14 protein-coding genes and 2 tRNA genes are annotated in these 16,899 nt (G+C 52.6%); 10 read left to right on the forward strand and 6 right to left on the reverse strand.

Features of this window, described 5'->3' with window-relative positions; translation table 11 throughout:
* The first annotated feature begins 217 nt into the window (after positions 1–217).
* The 3 genes from DPF_RS06235 to DPF_RS06245 all read left to right on the forward strand — a co-directional run bounded on the left by DPF_RS06235 (position 218) and on the right by DPF_RS06245 (position 3,967).
* The gene (locus tag DPF_RS06235; RefSeq protein WP_141721071.1) at positions 218–1,111 is read left to right on the forward strand and encodes an LTA synthase family protein; all 894 of its coding nucleotides are present in this window, start codon (positions 218–220) and stop codon (positions 1,109–1,111) included.
* Complete coding sequence (locus DPF_RS06240) at positions 1,108–3,063, forward strand: LTA synthase family protein (protein WP_176724185.1); 1,956 nt, start codon at positions 1,108–1,110, stop codon at positions 3,061–3,063. The genes DPF_RS06235 and DPF_RS06240 overlap by 4 nt, the downstream gene beginning before the upstream one ends.
* A 127-nt stretch (positions 3,064–3,190) precedes the next feature.
* Positions 3,191–3,967: a phosphatase PAP2 family protein gene (locus DPF_RS06245; RefSeq protein ID WP_083254510.1), complete on the forward strand. Its 777-nt coding sequence runs from the start codon at positions 3,191–3,193 to the stop codon at positions 3,965–3,967.
* Positions 3,968–4,007: 40 nt separating this feature from the next.
* Here the strand turns inward: DPF_RS06245 and DPF_RS06250 are convergent, their stop codons facing one another.
* The 4 genes from DPF_RS06250 to DPF_RS06265 form a co-directional block, all read right to left on the reverse strand.
* A complete protein-coding gene (locus DPF_RS06250) occupies positions 4,008–4,919 on the reverse strand; it encodes a DMT family transporter (protein WP_069858123.1) in 912 nt (303 codons plus the stop codon).
* Positions 4,920–5,089: 170 nt separating this feature from the next.
* Positions 5,090–5,166, reverse strand: a tRNA-Met gene (locus tag DPF_RS06255).
* A gap of 162 nt (positions 5,167–5,328) precedes the next feature.
* Positions 5,329–6,498 carry an ATP-grasp domain-containing protein gene (locus tag DPF_RS06260; protein ID WP_069858786.1) on the reverse strand — a complete coding sequence of 390 codons (1,170 nt, stop codon included), beginning with the start codon at positions 6,496–6,498 and terminating at the stop codon, positions 5,329–5,331.
* An 80-nt stretch (positions 6,499–6,578) separates the two neighbouring features.
* On the reverse strand, positions 6,579–8,186 hold the full coding sequence (locus DPF_RS06265; protein ID WP_069858788.1) for an NAD(P)/FAD-dependent oxidoreductase: 1,608 nt from the start codon (positions 8,184–8,186) through the stop codon (positions 6,579–6,581).
* Positions 8,187–8,499: 313 nt separating this feature from the next.
* Here DPF_RS06265 and DPF_RS06270 point away from each other — a divergent pair, with 313 nt between their 5' ends.
* Together DPF_RS06270 and DPF_RS06280 are read left to right on the forward strand one after the other, a co-directional pair.
* Positions 8,500–9,951 carry a catalase gene (locus DPF_RS06270; RefSeq protein ID WP_069858125.1) on the forward strand — a complete coding sequence of 484 codons (1,452 nt, stop codon included), beginning with the start codon at positions 8,500–8,502 and terminating at the stop codon, positions 9,949–9,951.
* 495 nt (positions 9,952–10,446) lie between these two features.
* On the forward strand, positions 10,447–11,829 hold the full coding sequence (locus tag DPF_RS06280; RefSeq protein ID WP_083254556.1) for a DEAD/DEAH box helicase: 1,383 nt from the start codon (positions 10,447–10,449) through the stop codon (positions 11,827–11,829).
* A gap of 199 nt (positions 11,830–12,028) precedes the next feature.
* On the opposite strand, the gene argC is transcribed toward DPF_RS06280, so the two are convergent.
* Both argC and rfbB read right to left on the reverse strand, forming a co-directional pair.
* Positions 12,029–13,084, reverse strand: a complete 1,056-nt coding sequence (gene argC / locus DPF_RS06285; RefSeq protein ID WP_069858129.1) for an N-acetyl-gamma-glutamyl-phosphate reductase — start codon at positions 13,082–13,084, stop codon at positions 12,029–12,031.
* A gap of 101 nt (positions 13,085–13,185) precedes the next feature.
* A complete protein-coding gene (rfbB, locus tag DPF_RS06290) occupies positions 13,186–14,208 on the reverse strand; it encodes a dTDP-glucose 4,6-dehydratase (protein ID WP_069858131.1) in 1,023 nt (340 codons plus the stop codon).
* A gap of 142 nt (positions 14,209–14,350) precedes the next feature.
* Here rfbB and DPF_RS06295 point away from each other — a divergent pair.
* The 5 genes from DPF_RS06295 (at position 14,351) to DPF_RS06310 (ending at position 16,823) form a co-directional block, all read left to right on the forward strand.
* A tRNA-Val gene (locus tag DPF_RS06295) sits at positions 14,351–14,426 on the forward strand.
* 133 nt (positions 14,427–14,559) lie between these two features.
* Positions 14,560–15,018, forward strand: a complete 459-nt coding sequence (locus tag DPF_RS06300; protein ID WP_069858133.1) for a tRNA (cytidine(34)-2'-O)-methyltransferase — start codon at positions 14,560–14,562, stop codon at positions 15,016–15,018.
* 245 nt (positions 15,019–15,263) lie between these two features.
* Positions 15,264–16,331 carry an SGNH/GDSL hydrolase family protein gene (locus tag DPF_RS06305; protein WP_069858135.1) on the forward strand — a complete coding sequence of 356 codons (1,068 nt, stop codon included), beginning with the start codon at positions 15,264–15,266 and terminating at the stop codon, positions 16,329–16,331.
* Positions 16,331–16,498, forward strand: a complete 168-nt coding sequence (locus DPF_RS14025; RefSeq protein ID WP_176724187.1) for a hypothetical protein — start codon at positions 16,331–16,333, stop codon at positions 16,496–16,498. The genes DPF_RS06305 and DPF_RS14025 overlap by 1 nt, the downstream gene beginning before the upstream one ends.
* A complete protein-coding gene (locus DPF_RS06310; RefSeq protein ID WP_141721072.1) occupies positions 16,485–16,823 on the forward strand; it encodes a GNAT family N-acetyltransferase in 339 nt (112 codons plus the stop codon). Before DPF_RS14025 ends, DPF_RS06310 begins: the two co-directional genes overlap by 14 nt.
* Positions 16,824–16,899 lie beyond the last annotated feature (76 nt).

The following is a 16,899-nucleotide window of genomic DNA, read 5'->3' on the forward strand; positions in this document are numbered from 1 at the left end:
GACCTGCCCCCATCCCCACGTCCAAAAATCAGAACATCCATCCATATCCCGCATCTATTTGTACAAAAATTTGTACAAACCATGCCCTCAAAAAGAAATAACTATTTGTTTTCAAAGACAAATAATTCTTGGCGCGCTCCTTGATAGATCCCGAAAAGGTCTCTTTGCTGCAGGGATTGGCAGCCAACCCTTGTCCCATGAAAAAACGCGTGGCCCCATGTCACTACCCGATCGATTCAGACCTCTTTATGGCCTGTCAGCCATCTACCTCACCATGTCGCTGCTTCTTCGTCTTGCCTTGTGGAAACTCTCAGGTTCTTCAGGAGGCATGAGCGGGGCAGACCTTGTTTTCATTCTGGGGGCAGGTGTTCTCAATGATTGCGCGGCCCTTGCCATTCTTTTCATGCCATTGGTCCTGTATCTGACCTTCCTGCCCGACACCCTGGCCCGCACAAGGGGACAGCGCATCGGCTTTGCCCTGTTTGTCTTTTGCAGCCTTTACTGCCTGCTTTTTCTCGTGGAAGTGGAAGGCCTCTTTTTTCATACATACAACGCCCGCTTCAATCACGTGGCCGTCAGGTATCTGCTTGCTCCCGGTGACCTTCTGACCAGCGCCTGGAAATCCTATCCCCTCATATGGATCATATTCACGGATATGCTGCTGGCCGCCTTAATTTTTGTTAAAATCTGGCCCAGCCTGGACCAGGCTTTTGAACACCCGGCCGGCTACACCTGTCGCCTTGCCGTTCTTGCCGTATATGGTCTTTTTCTGGTGCCGGTCCTGTGGACCTTCACGACCAGCTACACCATTTCCGACAACAATATGGTCAATGAACTTGCCCGCAACGACATTTCCAGCCTGCTAAGAGCGTTTCACTCCAGACACCAGGACAACACCCCCAAGGACCGGTCCGCCCACCAGGCCCCTCAGAAAACAGGGACACGCCAACCCGACATGTTGCAGCAGTCAGCACCACCCACCGGCATGAAACTCTCTCCCCACAGCCAAAACCATCTGGTGCATGACTGCACACCCAAACGGGAAGAAGACACGCGACCGATCATGGAAAAAATGGCTCTACTTCTTCTTTTGTACAAAGGATGCTTATGAAATCGTGTGATAATTGCCTTGGCCGATACCGACTGTTTGTTTTTTTCGTGCTGGCCTGCCTTGCCACGTTCTTCGTGGTTCGACTGGTTTTCACGGTCCTTGTTTTTCCTGAAATACCCCATACACCAGGATCGCTGGTACGTATTTTTGCCACAGGTTATGCGTACGATCTGGTGGCATCCCTTTACATGTCCCTTCCCCTGCTGATTTATCTGACCATCCTCCCCGGACAATGGTTCAATACCCGAATAAACCGCGGCATCCTGCTGGGCCTTTTTTTCGTGATTTTTTCCCTCTTGCTGTTTGATGGGGTGGCGGAATTTCTGTTCTGGGACGAATTCGGCGTCCGGTTCAATTTCATTGCCGTGGACTATCTGGTGTATACCAACGAGGTTATTGGTAATATTTGGGAATCCTATCCGGTTCCAGCCCTGTTTACTGGCATCTTTGCCGTAGCGGCCGTGCTTGTGACCGTATTTCGTCACCACATCGGCATAATGGAACAAACGACTTTGCCTCTAATCAAACGGACCATGATCAGCCTGCTGCTGGGTATGGTCATGTTCCTGAATTATCAGTTGATTGATACCTCATGGGCATCCTTGTCCAACAACATGCATGAAAACGAACTGGCAAAAAACGGCGTGTACCAGCTTTTTTCAGCCTTCATCAATAACCAGCTTGATTATGAGACCCTGTATGCCACCATGCCCGTTGCCAAGGGATTTGCCGCACTGCACAAGGCCATGGGGCGAAAACCCCAGGACTTCCAGGACGGAATGATAACCCGCCGCATTGTACATCAGGGACAGGAACACAAACCCAACGTGGTTGTAATCATGGTTGAAAGCCTCAGTGCCAAGTATCTGGGAACCTTTGGCAATACCAGGAGGCTGACCCCGTTTCTGGATGAATTGGCCAAGGACAGTCTCTTGTTTACCCGGCTGTACGCCACCGGGACCCGAACCGTCCGGGGCATGGAGGCTGTCACCCTGTCTGTCCCGCCCACACCGGGGCGTTCCATTGTCAAACGTCCCGACTGCGAAAACATGTTTTCTGCCGGATTTCTGTTCAAAGAACGGGGCTACAAAACCATGTTCCTGTATGGAGGATACGGCTATTTTGATAACATGAATGCCTTTTTCAGCAGCAACGGATTTGACGTGGTGGACAGAAGTGATCTGGCTGATGAAGAAATCACCTTTGCCAATATCTGGGGGGTATGTGACGAGGATATATTGCGGCGTTCTCTTCGGGAGTTTGATGCGTCCTACAAGCATGACCAACCGTTTTTCGGATTTGTCATGACCACATCCAACCACCGTCCCTTTACCTACCCAGACGGAAAAATAGATATTCCTTCCCATGAAGGCCGCAGCGGCGGGGTCAAATATACGGATTACGCCCTGCAGCAATTTTTTAAGGAAGCCAGAACAAAACCCTGGTTCGACAACACCATTTTTGTGGTGGTGGCAGACCATTGTGCCCACAGCGCGGGTAAATCTGAACTGCCGGTACATCGCTACCATATACCGTTATTCATCTACGCACCCAAGCTGATCACTCCCGGGCACGTGGACACTCTGGCCAGTCAGATAGATCTCATGCCCACCCTGTTGGGAAGGCTCAACTGGAGCTATACGAGCAAATTCTTTGGTCGCGATATCCTGTCCAAGGAATTTGTCCCCCGTGCGTTCATCGGCAATTACCAAAAACTGGGGCTCATTGAAAACCAAACACTCACCATCCTGGAACCCCAGAAAAAAATAACCAGTTATCATATCAAGACAGAGACCATGCAAGATAGTTTTGTTATTCCAGCTCCCCTGACATCACGACAAAAAGAGACCACTATCGGATACTACCAGAGTGCCAGCTATCTGTACAAACATGGACTCAACAGATGGAACAACCGTAACCCCATTGCCATGACCGAACACAGCACCAAATAACTCATCAAAAAACGACACATATTACATCATCAAAAATATGCACGACAATTCATAATAATCATTTTTTCAATCAACATATGAAATAGAACAATATGTGCAAACACAATAGCTACGATACATTATACCTATGAGTACAAAAAGTATATACGCAAATATATTGGGATCAGTCATTCTCCTGATCATGGCAATGATCATTTTCGAATACACGAATATTGATATTCGTGTTCAGGATCATTTTTTCAATTTTGATACAGGAACATGGATGGTCGGCAATCATAATGAATTATTACGCAGCATCTTTTATAATGGATCAAAAAAATTCATTGTTGCCATGGGTATTTTAAGCATTCTTTGTTTGATATTTTCATCTCAAAAAAAATATCTTCGATCAAAAAGAAAAGAATTGCTGATTTTTATTCTTGCATTGATCATCGTGCCCTTTCTGATAGCCCGCATAAAACAGGTTACCAACATGTATTGCCCCGAACAGATCCAACGCTACGACGGTGTTTATCCCTATGTAAAATTATTTGAACACTATCCAGAAGGGTTTCACACGAAGCACAGGGGTAAATGTTATCCAGCAGGCCACGCTTCAGGCGGTTTTGCCATGATGGCCCTGTTTTTCGTATGCAACAGACGTTCATACAAACTGGCCGGCTTGGCCACTGGTCTGGTCATGGGTTGGATCATGGGGCTGTATCAAATGCTCAAAGGTGCCCACTACCTCAGCCATACCGTGGTGACCATGCTTCTTGCCTGGATCATCATCTGTCTGATCCATGAGGGGGTACACATGCTTGCCCGCCAAAAAACCTTTGCATGGCTTGCTGACTCTCCCACAAACCGCCCCTTGAGAACGACCCCGGCCAGCAGGTTCCAAACCCAGAACCAAGTACATTGAATGGATGACCATAATGATAATGCCGGTACGTGGAGACTCCTCAGCCGGTATTAGTATGATCGGAAGGACAAGGAGCTTTAACCCCCATCCATATGGAGATCAGAGCAAGGACTGCTCCCAGCACGCCTGTGGCACCTGTTGGCCGAGCAAAAAAAAGAATATCCCAAATAAAAGACAAGGTAGGCATAATCAAAATGGCCATCCCGGCCACATAGGCGGGAATATGGGGCAATCCCGTGGCAATAAGCAGCCAACCAACTCCTTGGGAAATCAGGCCATACAAAATCAGCCAAACCCCATCCTGAACCGTTGCAATCCCGAGAGTCTCTCCCTGAATCCAACACACGCAGGCCAGCAGGGCGGCTGAGGTCAAAGAGATAATGGCCACATTGGGAGCGCCTCCGGAAGCTTCGGGAAAACTTTGGGAAATACGCACCTGCAAAGTGTAGAGGCCAAACCAGAATGCCGCCCCAAGTCCCAACCCGATGCCAAGGAATATTTCCTGGGGAAGAACGTGTAGATCAACACCCACGAGGAGCCACAGACCCATCAGGGCCAAGGGAATGGCAATAAAAAGCCGTTTGGGCAAAGTTTCTGAAAAAAACATCCACCCCACAGCAGCCAGGACAAAAACCTGAAAATTGATCAGAATGGTAGCCAGACCTGGCCCCACAAGGGCAATGGATCGATGCCAGAAAAGAAGATCAAGAACCAGACAGACCCCGGCACTCAGGACCCAGGGCAAAATTCTGCCTGAAATCCGCAATGATTCCTTGCGCGCCATTGATACCAAAACCAGAAAAATTCCACCCACAAACGTTCTGTAAAATGCAGCAACATCTGATTCCGCATGGGTGAGTCTCACAAAAATGGCGGAAAAGCTGATCATCACTCCACCCATCAAAACCCGGAAAAGGGGGGCACAGAAAAGACGACAAAAAAAAGCAACCATGAAACAATTCCTACGCCGAGGAGTTTTAAACGCAGGCAACAGAAGCAAGGCTCATCCGTATGGCTACCTGATATGCCTTGTCCTGGCTGTGTTTTCTGGAAAAGGGGAGTACATCTGACTCACGAAAAAAGGGCCCTGGATTATGCATCCAAGGCCCTTCTGGTTATTATTGGTAGCGGGGGCAGGATTTGAACCTACGACCTTCGGGTTATGAGCCCGACGAGCTACCATGCTGCTCCACCCCGCAACAAGAGAAAGAGTTTCTATAGGTTTACCCAACCATTGGCAAGAACTTTTTTCATTTTTTTTGGCCACCCGTACATGGGGTTGCCTGTACAGGTCCTGCGCCCATAACCGCCCGTTGCAGCAACCTCGACAGATGTCGTCAGCTACACGGACACGGCCAGAGTCAGGTACGGGCGATGGTCAGGAATTCCTTGAGGTCAGAATGAAGCAGCTCCCTGAATTCCCTCAGATCATTCTCCGGAACCCGGGCAAAGAGAAAGGCGAACACCGGATACTCGTGGACATCAATCCGCCGAAGTTCCAGCGGGTTGGAAAACCGGGCTGCAAGGGAAGTGTAATCTATCCGGGTGATGGATGCACAATCCACATCTGCAGCCACATCAGCCACAAGCACACCAACGGCCTGGCCCTCATGCTCGGCCAGAATGCTTTCCCAATCAGGCTTGTTGCCGTCAAGGTAATAGGTATAAGGATTGAATCCCCAGGCGTGAAAGGTCAGATCGGCCACACACCATCCGGCAAAACGCATGGGATTGACCTCAATGGGAATGATATGGCCTTCCTTGTCCACACGCAGTTCCACATGGGCCGGAAAATGGCTCAGATGCGCCCGGGAACCCATTTCACCCAGATATGCGGTGAACCGATCCAGCCAGGTACGGATGATGGTGGGGGATGTCAGGTAAACCCGGTCGCTGACATCATCAGCCGAGGCAAAAAGATGTCCCAGAATGTTCAAAATGACGGGTTCGCCCTTGTGGTCAAAATAGACATCAACCGCAAACTCCTCTCCCTGAATGCACTCCTCAACGATGAACCGGTCAAGGCATACAACCTGGTCAGGATACTGAGATCGTATGCGTGAGACCTCATTGGTGATGGCTTCAAGAACACGAGGCCAGTCCTCATCCGAATCCACCTTGTGCACGCCCAGGCTGAAAAACCCCACAGCCGGCTTGATGATGAACGGCTTGGGAAATGCCGACGGGTCAAGGTGTTCGAGTTCGGCAAAATCCACTCCCTTGAACACATAGCCCGGATGCATGTCCCGGATAAGCTCGCGAAAACGGATCTTGTCCTTGAACACCCCGATGGTGTCGGGCAGCCCGGTTGTTCCAAGGTGGGTGTTGATCCAGTCAATGGCGTTTTCAGAATTGGAATACACGGGAAGACCCTGGCCTGATCGGGCAACAAAATCATCGTCCGTACACAAAAAGGGCGCATCCGGCCCGAAATGGCGTATGGCCATCTCATTGGCCAGAACAGGTGCCTTCCTGTCCGCAATGGTCTGCTTCAAAAAATCCGAAACATAAGGAGCTTCAAGAATAAACATGAGAACAATGTGGTTGAGGATTAGAGGGAAAAAAGGATTGAGGCCGTTGACAAAAAAATCCCGGAGCAATCCTTTGGCCGTTAATGATTCTGTGCATGGTTCAGCTTACGGGCCACCATCTCGGCAACCCGGATGCCGTCCACGGCCGACGAGGTAATACCCCCGGCGTACCCGGCACCTTCTCCGGCAGGATAGAGCCCTTTGACGGATACGGATTCAAGACGTTCATCGCGCAGAATGCGCACGGGCGAGGAGCTGCGAGTCTCCACGCCGGTTAACACGGCATCAGGCAGGGCAAACCCCTTGAGCTTGCCATCCAGGGCCACAATGGCTTCCTGCATGGTGGCCCGGACATACTCCGGCAGGCATGATCTCAAATCGCACAGTCTGACTCCCGGGGTATAGCTGGGCAGAACCTCGCCCAACACCCTGGAGCCCACCCCCTGAAGAAAATCACCCACCAATTGAGCCGGAGCATGAAAATCCGCTCCGCCCAGTTCAAAGGCCCTGGTTTCCCATTGACGCTGAAACGCCACCCCGGCCAGGGGATCATCTCCCTGCAGATCCGAGGTTTGTATACCCACAAGCAGGGCGGCATTGGCGTTTTTTCCGCTTCGGGCCCGAAGGCTCATGCCGTTGGTGACCACTTCTCCCGGCCCGCTGGCTGCGGCAATGACCTGTCCTCCGGGGCACATGCAAAAGGTGTATGCAGATCTTCCTCCCCGGGCATGGTGAACCAACTTGTACGGAGCCGGCCCCAGTCGGGGATGACCAGCATCCCGTCCGTACAGGGCCCTGTCCACCAGTGATTGGGGATGTTCAATGCGACATCCCAGGGAAAAGGGCTTTTGAGCCAGGGCAACACCAGCGTCTTTGAGCAGTGCAAAGGTATCCCGGGCCGAATGACCAATGGCCATGACAAGGTGCCTCACATCCATTTCTTCATGGTCATTAATGGTTATCCCGCACAATCGTCCGTTTTGGAGGCGCAGCCCGGTCACCTGAGCCTGAAAACGGACTTCTCCCCCCAACGCAGTGATCGTCTCTCTGATATTTTGGACAACCGAGACGAGCAGATCCGTACCAATATGGGGATGACTCACATACAGGATATCCTCGGGAGCACCAGCAGCCACAAACTCGGTCAAAACCTTTCGGCATCGGTTGTTCCGATCCTTGATTCCGGTATTCAACTTGCCGTCGGAAAAGGTTCCTGCCCCGCCTTCACCAAACTGAACATTGCTTTCAGGATCCAGGATTCCGGTCTCCCAGAACCGTTGCACATCACGGGTCCGCAAATCCACGGGTTTTCCCCGGTCAAGAACCAGGGGACAATACCCGGCCCGGGCAAGAATGAGTGCGGCAAACAGCCCGCACGGACCCGCACCAACAACCACCGGACGGGGCGAGGGTGGTTTCACAACACGTGGCGGAGGGGTATACTCCAGATGAGGAGATAGGGTATACGGGCAGGATCCGGAAGGCGTTGTGCCCGAAGCCAGTTCCACATCCAGGGTATAGACGAAAAAGACCATCCCCCGCTTGCGGGCATCAATGGATTGCCTGCGCACCTGCATGGTCCTGATGCCACAGGGGCTGATTCCCAGACGCTGGGCCACAGCCCTGTGCAGATCTTCCTGGGTATGATCAATGGGGAGTTTGATCTGGGTTATGCGTAAAAAGGTCATGGAAAATCCCGAAACATGGGTGAACAAAACAGAGCCAACCCACATCCCCTCAATGGTCAGGCCGAACAACTACACGGGAAATGGGTCAATGAAGGATTGGGTGGCTGAACTTTCATGCCAGGTCAAGCACATTTCCCGGAGACTTGAGCTGATAGGGGAGATAGTGCTGGATATTTTGTGCTCCGTGTGCCATGTTTGCAGGAATCCATGTCTCAAATAGTCATGGTCAAATACATGACTGGCACAATGCCACCATCTGGCAGAATATCAGCAGCATTGATTCCCGTTCTCCAACCAACAAGGAGGTACCCCTATGGCAGACAAACCCAAACCCACAACCACAGATGCTGGCATTCCCGTATCCAGCGATGAATTTTCCCTTACCGTGGGTCCCGACGGTCCCATCCTGCTCCATGATCACTACCTGATGGAACAGATGGCCAACTTCAACCGGGAGATGATTCCGGACCGCCAGCCCCATGCCAAGGGCTCAGGGGCATTCGGGCACTTTGAGGTGACCAGTGACGTGAGTGCGTACACCAAGGCGGCCGTGTTCCAGCCAGGTACTAAAACCGAAGTACTGGCGCGATTTTCCACTGTGGCCGGGGAGAGCGGCAGCCCGGACACGTGGCGGGATGTGCGCGGGTTTGCCCTCAAATTTTACACCACGGAGGGCAACTACGACATGGTGGGGAACAACACCCCGGTGTTCTTCATCCGTGATCCCATGAAATTTCAGGACTTCATTCATTCCCAGAAGCGTCGTGCCGACAATGGTCTTCGTGACAACGACATGCAATGGGACTTCTGGACCCTGTGTCCGGAATCCGCCCACCAGGTGACCATTCTCATGAGCGATCGGGGCATCCCCAAGAGCTACAGACACATGAACGGGTATTCAAGCCATACCTACATGTGGATCAATGCCCAGGGTGAACGCTTCTGGGTCAAGTATCATTTCAAGACCGACCAGGGGATTGACTTTCTCACCCAGGAAGAGGGGGATCGTATCGCAGGCACGGATGCGGATTATCACCGGCGCGACCTTGCCGAGGCCATCAACCGGGGCGAGTATCCCAGCTGGACCCTCAAAGTCCAGATCATGCCCTTTGACGAGGCCGCAACCTATCGATTCAATCCCTTTGATCTGACCAAGGTCTGGCCCCATGGCGACTATCCCCTCCATGAAGTGGGACGGTTGCAGCTCACCCGGAATCCCAGCGACTTTCACACGGAAATCGAACAGGCAGCCTTTGAACCCAACAACATGGTACCCGGTATCGGCCCAAGTCCCGACAGGATGCTTCTGGCCCGCCTGGTTTCATATTCTGATGCCCATCGGGCCCGTTTGGGGGTCAACTACAAACACATCCCGGTGAACCGGCCCAAATCGCCCGTGCACAGCTACGCAAAGGGTGGGGCCATGCGCATGATCAATGTGTCTGATCCCGTGTACAAACCCAACTCCAAGGGAGGACCCAAGGCGGATCCCCAGCGCTATCCCGAACAGGCCGTATGGAGTGCTGACGGCGAGTTCATGCGCACCGCCTATACCCTGCGCAAAGATGATGACGACTTCGGCCAGGCCGGAACCCTGGTGCGGGAAGTTATGGACGATGCCCAACGAGACAGGCTGGTGGCCAACGTGATCGGCCATCTCAAGGGGGGCGTGAGGGAACCGGTTCTCCAGCGCGCCCTGGACTACTGGCACAACATAGACAAACATATCGGGGACCGCATAGCCAAGGGGCTCCGGAATACGTGATCATGATTCCGGATGGGGTTGATTGTTCCAGAACCAGAGGATGATCAACCCAATCCGGACCCCAGGAACATTGTCCTGGACATGTATTTCCCATGCCTGGGGCAGTGTAACCCTGTTTCTTGCTGCCACGCCTCTTTTCCCCTTGACCAACCCAGTACTTTCACATACATCTCTTTGAAGCGACTCCGGAACCACTTGCATACACCAAAGGGTTATCAGGACCAACTGATGACCCTTTTTTTGTGGGAGCATCCGTGTACCAAGATGCGGAGTCGGCATCCCTTCATCTTTTGATGCAGCGATCCTTGTTATCTCCCCGCGATACCGTTTTTCCGTCTTGCCAGATCCCCTCTTCATCTTTTTTGAATTGCAGGTTTATCAGGACAGTGCACGCAAGGAGATGTCTCCCTTCAGGGACACGACATCCGTATTTTCTTTTCCTCACCGGCAGGCAGGAAAATGGAACAACACGCCGGTAAGGATATCATCCATTATATGTTGACCCAACGTACCACCCGCACCGCAACTCATTCGCAAATCCGTCAGCCCCGCAACAGCCAGAAAGCAGGCCAGACACAACCGGACCCAAAAGGGGTTTTCGCCCGGCTCATCCCGGAACTCCAAAAGGCTGTAGCCGACAAGGGATACTCGCATCCAACCCCCATTCAGGAACAGGCCATTCCCTTTCTGACCAAGGGTCAGGACATTATCGGATGCGCCCAGACCGGAACCGGCAAGACAGCCGCCTTCAGTCTGCCCATTTTGGAGTATCTCTTTACCAACCCGAAAAAACGCATTCCCGGCAACCCCAGGGTGCTTGTTCTTGCGCCCACCCGTGAACTGGCCGCACAGATCGACGCCTCCATCCAGGATTACAGCAAATACATGCGCATCCATCACACGGTCATCTTTGGCGGTGTGAGCCAAAATCCCCAGGTCAAGGCACTGAAACGCGGCCTGGACATTCTCGTGGCAACGCCGGGCAGACTTCTGGATCTCATGGGCCAGGGGTACATTGACCTGAGCCGTATTGAAATCTTTGTGCTGGACGAGGCCGACCGGATGCTGGACATGGGATTTCTCCCGGATATCCGCAGAGTCATTGCCCAACTGCCCGTCAAAAGACAATCTCTGTTCTTTTCCGCAACCATGGAAAAACAGATCATGGATCTGGCCACCACCCTGGTGACCAATCCTGCACGGGTGAACATTGCTCCGGAACAACCCGCTGTGGAACGGATTGTACAGAAACTCTATTTTGTGGACAAAAACGCCAAACCGACTCTGCTCAACCGGCTCATGCAGGATGCCTCCTTCAAAAAGGTCATCGTGTTCACACAGATGAAACACATGGCCAACCGAGTGGTTGCCAAACTGACCAGTGCCGGGGTCTCTGCAGCAGCCATCCACGGCAACAAGAGCCAGAATGCCCGTACACAGGCCTTGAATGCGTACAAAAAGGGCAAAATCCGCGTGCTCGTGGCCACGGATATCGCGGCCCGGGGCATTGACGTGGACGGGATCACCCATGTGATCAACTATGATCTTCCCGTGGAACCCGAAACCTATGTCCACCGCATCGGACGGACTGCCAGAGCCGGTGCCCAAGGCATGGCCATTTCCTTTTGCAGTGCCCCTGAGCGTGATTATCTGCGCAGTATCGAACGATTGCTGCGAAAGAGCGTGCCTGTGGTCATGGATCATCCCTTTCACAGCGAAGAGGCCAAAAACGCCACGGGTGCAGCAGCCCGGCCTGCCCCCCGAGGACAACAAACCAGATCAAGACGTCCACGATCACAAACCAGCAGGATCGCACCGGCCAGCCCCCGATCCAGACAGGGACAACGGACACCACGACGCTCAAGACGGGCATCATAAGCTTTCCAGCATTACACCGGGACGTCTGGGGCAATCAGACAATATGCCTGCAACCCAAAAAGAAAATGGGAGAAGCCTTGAGAGCACCTGTTTTCCAGGGATATAATCGTCCTTGAGGCGCACCCCTTACCCAAACAAGAGAAAAAGGCTGTCGGAATATTTCCGGCAGCCTTTTTTCATGGCAATTCATGCAAAATGGTTACGGGATCAATGTTCCCCCATGAAGCCCCAGAGTCTGGTCCAACCCAAACATGATATTGGCATTGGCCAGGGCCTGACCTGATGCTCCCCGGCACAGATTGTCAATGGCCGTGACAATGATCAGCCGATCGGTTCGGGGATCAACAGCCAGGCCGATGTCACAGAACATGGTTCCCCGCACCCATTTGGTCTGGGGCAATGCGCCCTGGGGCAGAACCCGGACCCATGATTTGTGGGCATAAAAACGGGTGAACAGATCATGCACAGCCGTTAACGTGGCCGGTTGGTTAAGACGTGTATAGATGGTGGAAAGAATGCCCCGGTCAATGGGCACCAGGTGGGTGTTAAAGGACAGGGTCACCGGGGTGCTGGCAGCCACGGAAACCTCTTGTTCAATCTCGGGCGTATGCCGATGCTGGCCCAGATTGTAGGCCCTGAAATTTTCATTCACTTCGCAAAACAGGGAAGAAACACTGGCCTTGCGTCCGGCACCGGTTGCCCCTGACTTGCTGTCCACCACAATGTCCTCGGTCTTGATGAGCCCCTGTTGCAAGGCAGGGTACAGGCCCAGGATGGCAGAAGTGGGATAGCAACCGGGATTGGCAATGAGCTCGGCATGGGCAATGTCCTGGGCATAGAGTTCAGGCAGGCCGTAAACCGCCTGGGACAGAAGCTGCTGCTGGGTATGGGTGACATTGTACCAGGCTTCATAGACCCCGGCATCATGCAGACGAAAATCCGCACTCAGGTCGATCACTCTGACCTTGCGGGCCAGAAGTTCGGCAGCAATGTTCATGGCTGTTCCGTGGGGCACGGCCAGAAAAACCAGATCGCACTCTTTGGCCAGAACATCCGGATCCGGCGAAACAAGGGGAACATCAGCCAGAATTGTGGCCTGCAGATGGGGAAAAATATCCACCAGCGTCTTGCCGGCCTCCTTGCGCGAAGTGGCCAGAACCAGTTTGAAAACGGGATGACCGATCATGAGCCGGGCCAATTCCATACCTGTATAGCCGGTTGCGCCGACCAGGCCTGTTTTTATGTATTGTTCCATGTGGTTATCTTGTAATTGTTAAGGGTTGAGGAAGCGAACCAAGAGGACGGATGAAACGCAGTGGTGGTTGAAGATGCTGGCATTTTTTACTGCGCACATGTTTACTTTCTTTCGCTGTACCACTCGTTCATGAATGTCCGGTATTCGCCGGACTGTACATCACGAAGCCATTTCATGTTGGAGGTGTACCAGGCAATGGTCTCCCTGATCCCCGAGGCAAAATCATGATCAGGAGTCCAGCCCAGTTCCCTGGTAGCCAGGGAAAAATCCATGGCATAACGGCGGTCGTGACCCGGACGATCCTTGACAAAGGTGATCAGGGACTCGGATTTGCCCAGTTCCCGGAGAATGATCTTGATGATGTTGATGTTGGCCATCTCGGCATGACCACCGAAATTGTACACCTGACCAGGCTGGCCCTTTTCCAGGGCCATGGCCACACCCTTGCAATGATCGCGCACATAAATCCAATCGCGCACATTAAGGCCGTCCCCGTACACCGGGATGGATTCGTCCTGCATGGCCCTGGTAAAAACAAGGGGAATGAGTTTTTCAGGAAACTGGTACGGACCGTAATTGTTGGAGCACCGGGTAATGACAACGGGCATGCCGTAGGTCTTGTGATAGGCCCGGGCCAGCAGATCGGCCGAAGCCTTGGATGCCGAATAGGGACTGTTGGGTGCCAGGGGAGTGGTTTCGGAAAACAGCCCTTCAGGTCCCAGGGAACCATAGACTTCGTCCGTTGATATCTGAACGAATCTGGGAATATCCAGCTGGCGGGCCGCTTCGAGAAGGGTCTGGGTACCGTTGATATTGGTGGTGACAAAGGGAGAGGGATCGTTGATGGACCGGTCCACATGGGATTCGGCTGCAAAATTGACCACCGCGTCAATCTGGTGAGCACGCATTGTTTTCATGATCAAGGAGGCATCATTGATGTCCCCGTGAACAAAAACATATCTGCTCCCACCATGTTTTTTTTCAATGGAGGCCAAATTCTGGAGGTTGCCGGCATAGGTCAGCTTGTCCACATTGACGACGAGTACATCGTCCCTGGTGTCAAAAAGATAATGGATAAAATTGGAACCAATAAAGCCACATCCACCGGTTACGAGAATATTCATGCGTCTTCCTTGTGGGGTCGTGTTTGGGAAAGAATCCGGGAACAACAGGGTACCTTCCGGATCCATAATACAATGTTTGAAAGATATCAGAAAAAAAGAACTTGCCTTGCAAGATCTTTTTTTCTAGAAAACGTCCCTGTTCGGGCGGTTAACTCAGCGGTGAGAGTGCCATCTTCACACGGTGGAAGTCCGGAGTTCAAATCTCCGACCGCCCACCACATACAACGAGCAAGGCCCTGGTTCTTTCCAGGGCCTTTTTTTATACCCCGGTGGATCAGGGTGCTTCTGTTTGGGCTCCCTGTTTTCGTCCACAGCGCTGGATATAAAGTTTGACTCCAAAGAGCAACCCTTATGCAGATAGCCCTGTACGAACCGGAAATCCCTCCCAATACGGGAACCATAGCCCGTCTCTGCGCCGCCGTGACCACGCCCCTCAATCTTATCGAACCTCTGGGCTTCAGCCTGGACGACCGATACCTGAAACGGGCGGGCCTGGATTACTGGCCCCATGTGGACGTTCGTGTGTGGAAGAACTGGTCCTCGTTCACCGCATCCCTGGACCCGTGTGTGCGCCTGATCATGACCAGCGCCCGCAAGGGACAACCCCATCATACCTTTTCCTTTCACACAAAGGACATCATTGTTCTGGGTCCTGAAACCCGGGGACTACCTGGTGAAATCATGGACCAGGCGGATTATCTTGTGCGCATCCCCATCTGGGGGCAGGTAAGATCCATCAACCTGGCCAATTGCGCGTCCATACTCCTGTATGAAGGTCTCCGCCAGACAGGAGAACTGGACAGTCATTGACCTCAGCACCGGTTTTGCAGGTCATCAGCGGGGTGAATGAATAAAGCATACTGCGCCGGTCGATGTTTCCCGGGGCCGTATGCAATGCAACATCAGGGTGGTTGCCGCCTACCTCCGCGCCGATATGAACGTCTGTTGCCTGCTGTGTGCTGTGCTTCCTTCTGTGCTACTTGCCCACAACGAACAGGCTGATACCTGTGCCGGTGTACAGGATAATAATTCTCCAACCTCAACCAAGGTCTGATATGTTCTCCTTTGCATTGATCATCCTGCTCATTGTCCTGGCTGAGATCAAGGCCAGGAAGGACTATCTCAAGAAACACTCCATTCCGTTTGAACCCAAAAAGGTCGGTGAGTATCCATATAACGAGTTCATCGATGAATGCGGTCCGCCGCTTCACTGGAGACTCAAACAGGGGTACGCATCAAAGCAGGTCCATATCAACAGCCTGGGACAGCGCGGACCTGAACCACAACCCGGGAAACGCAAGATCTGGGTTGCCGGGGAATCGGAACTGTTTGGCGCCAAATTGCCTGAAGAACAGCACTTGTGGTTGAACGTCCTGCAAAACAGGCTGGACGAGGCAGGGTATGACTATCAGGTCATGAATGCATCCATCATCGGCTACAACGGCCAGCAGACTGCAGAGGCAGTGACCGCGCTTCCCATCGGTCCTGGCGATATTCTGCTGATCCGGCCCAATATGAACGATCTTTCCATCGCCGTTGTCAACGGAAAGGACTGGGAGCCAGGCACTCCCTGGCCCATGGCGTTTATTCACAAGCTTCAAAGTCACAAGCCGTGGTACCAGAAAGCGCTTGACCAAACCTGCCTTGGTACTGCCCTGCGGAAAAAATGGATGAAGAGTGACGAAAGACAAAAGGCCTTTGCCAGCAAACCCGGTTTCCAACAGGAACGAGTGTTTGAAGAATCCCTGCATCTCCTCAGGCGGATGACCGCTTATGCACGAGAAAGGGGGGCAGATGTGGCCATGTTCGACTACGTTTTCAGTTATGAAGCCGAGGTCAACCCCGAGGATGAGGCCAAGCTCTCGGCTATTCAGTCCAACTGGCGATTTTACATCGACAAATGGAGCACAATCCAGTTCGCTCTCCAGGACTTTGCCGTGGACAGATTTGCCGTCCCTGAGGGATTGCCCGTACTGCGCCTGGCTCCGTACATCTGGAAACATCCCCGACGTTACCAAATGTTTATTGATATCGTGCACTTCAATGCAGAGGGCCATACCGTCTATGCCCAGGCTCTTTACAACGAGCTGCGTGACAAGAAAATCATCGCAAAAGACACTTAATGAACAGAGAAAAACGCATCAAATCCCTTATTGAGGCTCGACAGGATATCGAACCGGGACAGGATGTGGAGATCGACATGTTCCGTCCGAGCGATGCGTTGGGCATTTCCCTTGCCTATCTGGCAATCCATGAAGATTCATTCCCCATCGATCATGTCTACACCTAACGCCACCAATGATCAGTACACCATTGTTGCACGAACGCCCAAGGGTGAAGTGGTGGGGCTGGTTGGTCTCTTTCGCCATGCGCCCAATCCGAAAGTGCACGAGATCGGTGAGCTCATGATTCTCAAATCCTACCGTAACAGCCATCTTGCCGTTGACTTGAGCCAGGTAGCTGGAGGCAACTGTCCGAAACGTTTCGGGTTGCAGGTGCTCTTTAGCGAAACAGTGTGCAACCATCGAGTGTCACAGCGGCTTGCCCTGCAGCAGGGGATGGTGCCCACCGGACTGGAGCTGGAATGCATGCCCGCAGGAGCCTACAAAAAATGAGGGCGGCTTCGCTTGCAACGTCTCCCTGACACTCATGTTTCTGGTCAGGGAGAAATCGGTCTGTTCCGTCTGCCTT

It is taken from the genome of Desulfoplanes formicivorans (genome assembly GCF_001748225.1).
Classification (GTDB): domain Bacteria; phylum Desulfobacterota; class Desulfovibrionia; order Desulfovibrionales; family Desulfomicrobiaceae; genus Desulfoplanes; species Desulfoplanes formicivorans.

Excerpts from the sequence above, each read along its gene's own strand:
- DPF_RS06280 (WP_083254556.1), top strand. The coding sequence starts at position 10,447 with ATGTTGACCCAACGTACCACCCGCACCGCAACTCATTCGCAAATCCGT.
- DPF_RS06310 (WP_141721072.1), top strand. The coding sequence starts at position 16,485 with ATGTCTACACCTAACGCCACCAATGATCAGTACACCATTGTTGCACGA.
- DPF_RS06265 (WP_069858788.1), bottom strand. The coding sequence starts at position 8,186 with ATGACCTTTTTACGCATAACCCAGATCAAACTCCCCATTGATCATACC.
- DPF_RS06245 (WP_083254510.1), top strand. The coding sequence starts at position 3,191 with ATGAGTACAAAAAGTATATACGCAAATATATTGGGATCAGTCATTCTC.
- rfbB (WP_069858131.1), bottom strand. The coding sequence starts at position 14,208 with ATGAATATTCTCGTAACCGGTGGATGTGGCTTTATTGGTTCCAATTTT.
- DPF_RS06305 (WP_069858135.1), top strand. The coding sequence starts at position 15,264 with ATGTTCTCCTTTGCATTGATCATCCTGCTCATTGTCCTGGCTGAGATC.
- DPF_RS06235 (WP_141721071.1), top strand. The coding sequence starts at position 218 with ATGTCACTACCCGATCGATTCAGACCTCTTTATGGCCTGTCAGCCATC.
- argC (WP_069858129.1), bottom strand. The coding sequence starts at position 13,084 with ATGGAACAATACATAAAAACAGGCCTGGTCGGCGCAACCGGCTATACA.
- DPF_RS06300 (WP_069858133.1), top strand. The coding sequence starts at position 14,560 with ATGCAGATAGCCCTGTACGAACCGGAAATCCCTCCCAATACGGGAACC.
- DPF_RS06270 (WP_069858125.1), top strand. The coding sequence starts at position 8,500 with ATGGCAGACAAACCCAAACCCACAACCACAGATGCTGGCATTCCCGTA.
- DPF_RS06240 (WP_176724185.1), top strand. The coding sequence starts at position 1,108 with ATGAAATCGTGTGATAATTGCCTTGGCCGATACCGACTGTTTGTTTTT.
- DPF_RS06260 (WP_069858786.1), bottom strand. The coding sequence starts at position 6,498 with ATGTTTATTCTTGAAGCTCCTTATGTTTCGGATTTTTTGAAGCAGACC.
- DPF_RS14025 (WP_176724187.1), top strand. The coding sequence starts at position 16,331 with ATGAACAGAGAAAAACGCATCAAATCCCTTATTGAGGCTCGACAGGAT.
- DPF_RS06250 (WP_069858123.1), bottom strand. The coding sequence starts at position 4,919 with ATGGTTGCTTTTTTTTGTCGTCTTTTCTGTGCCCCCCTTTTCCGGGTT.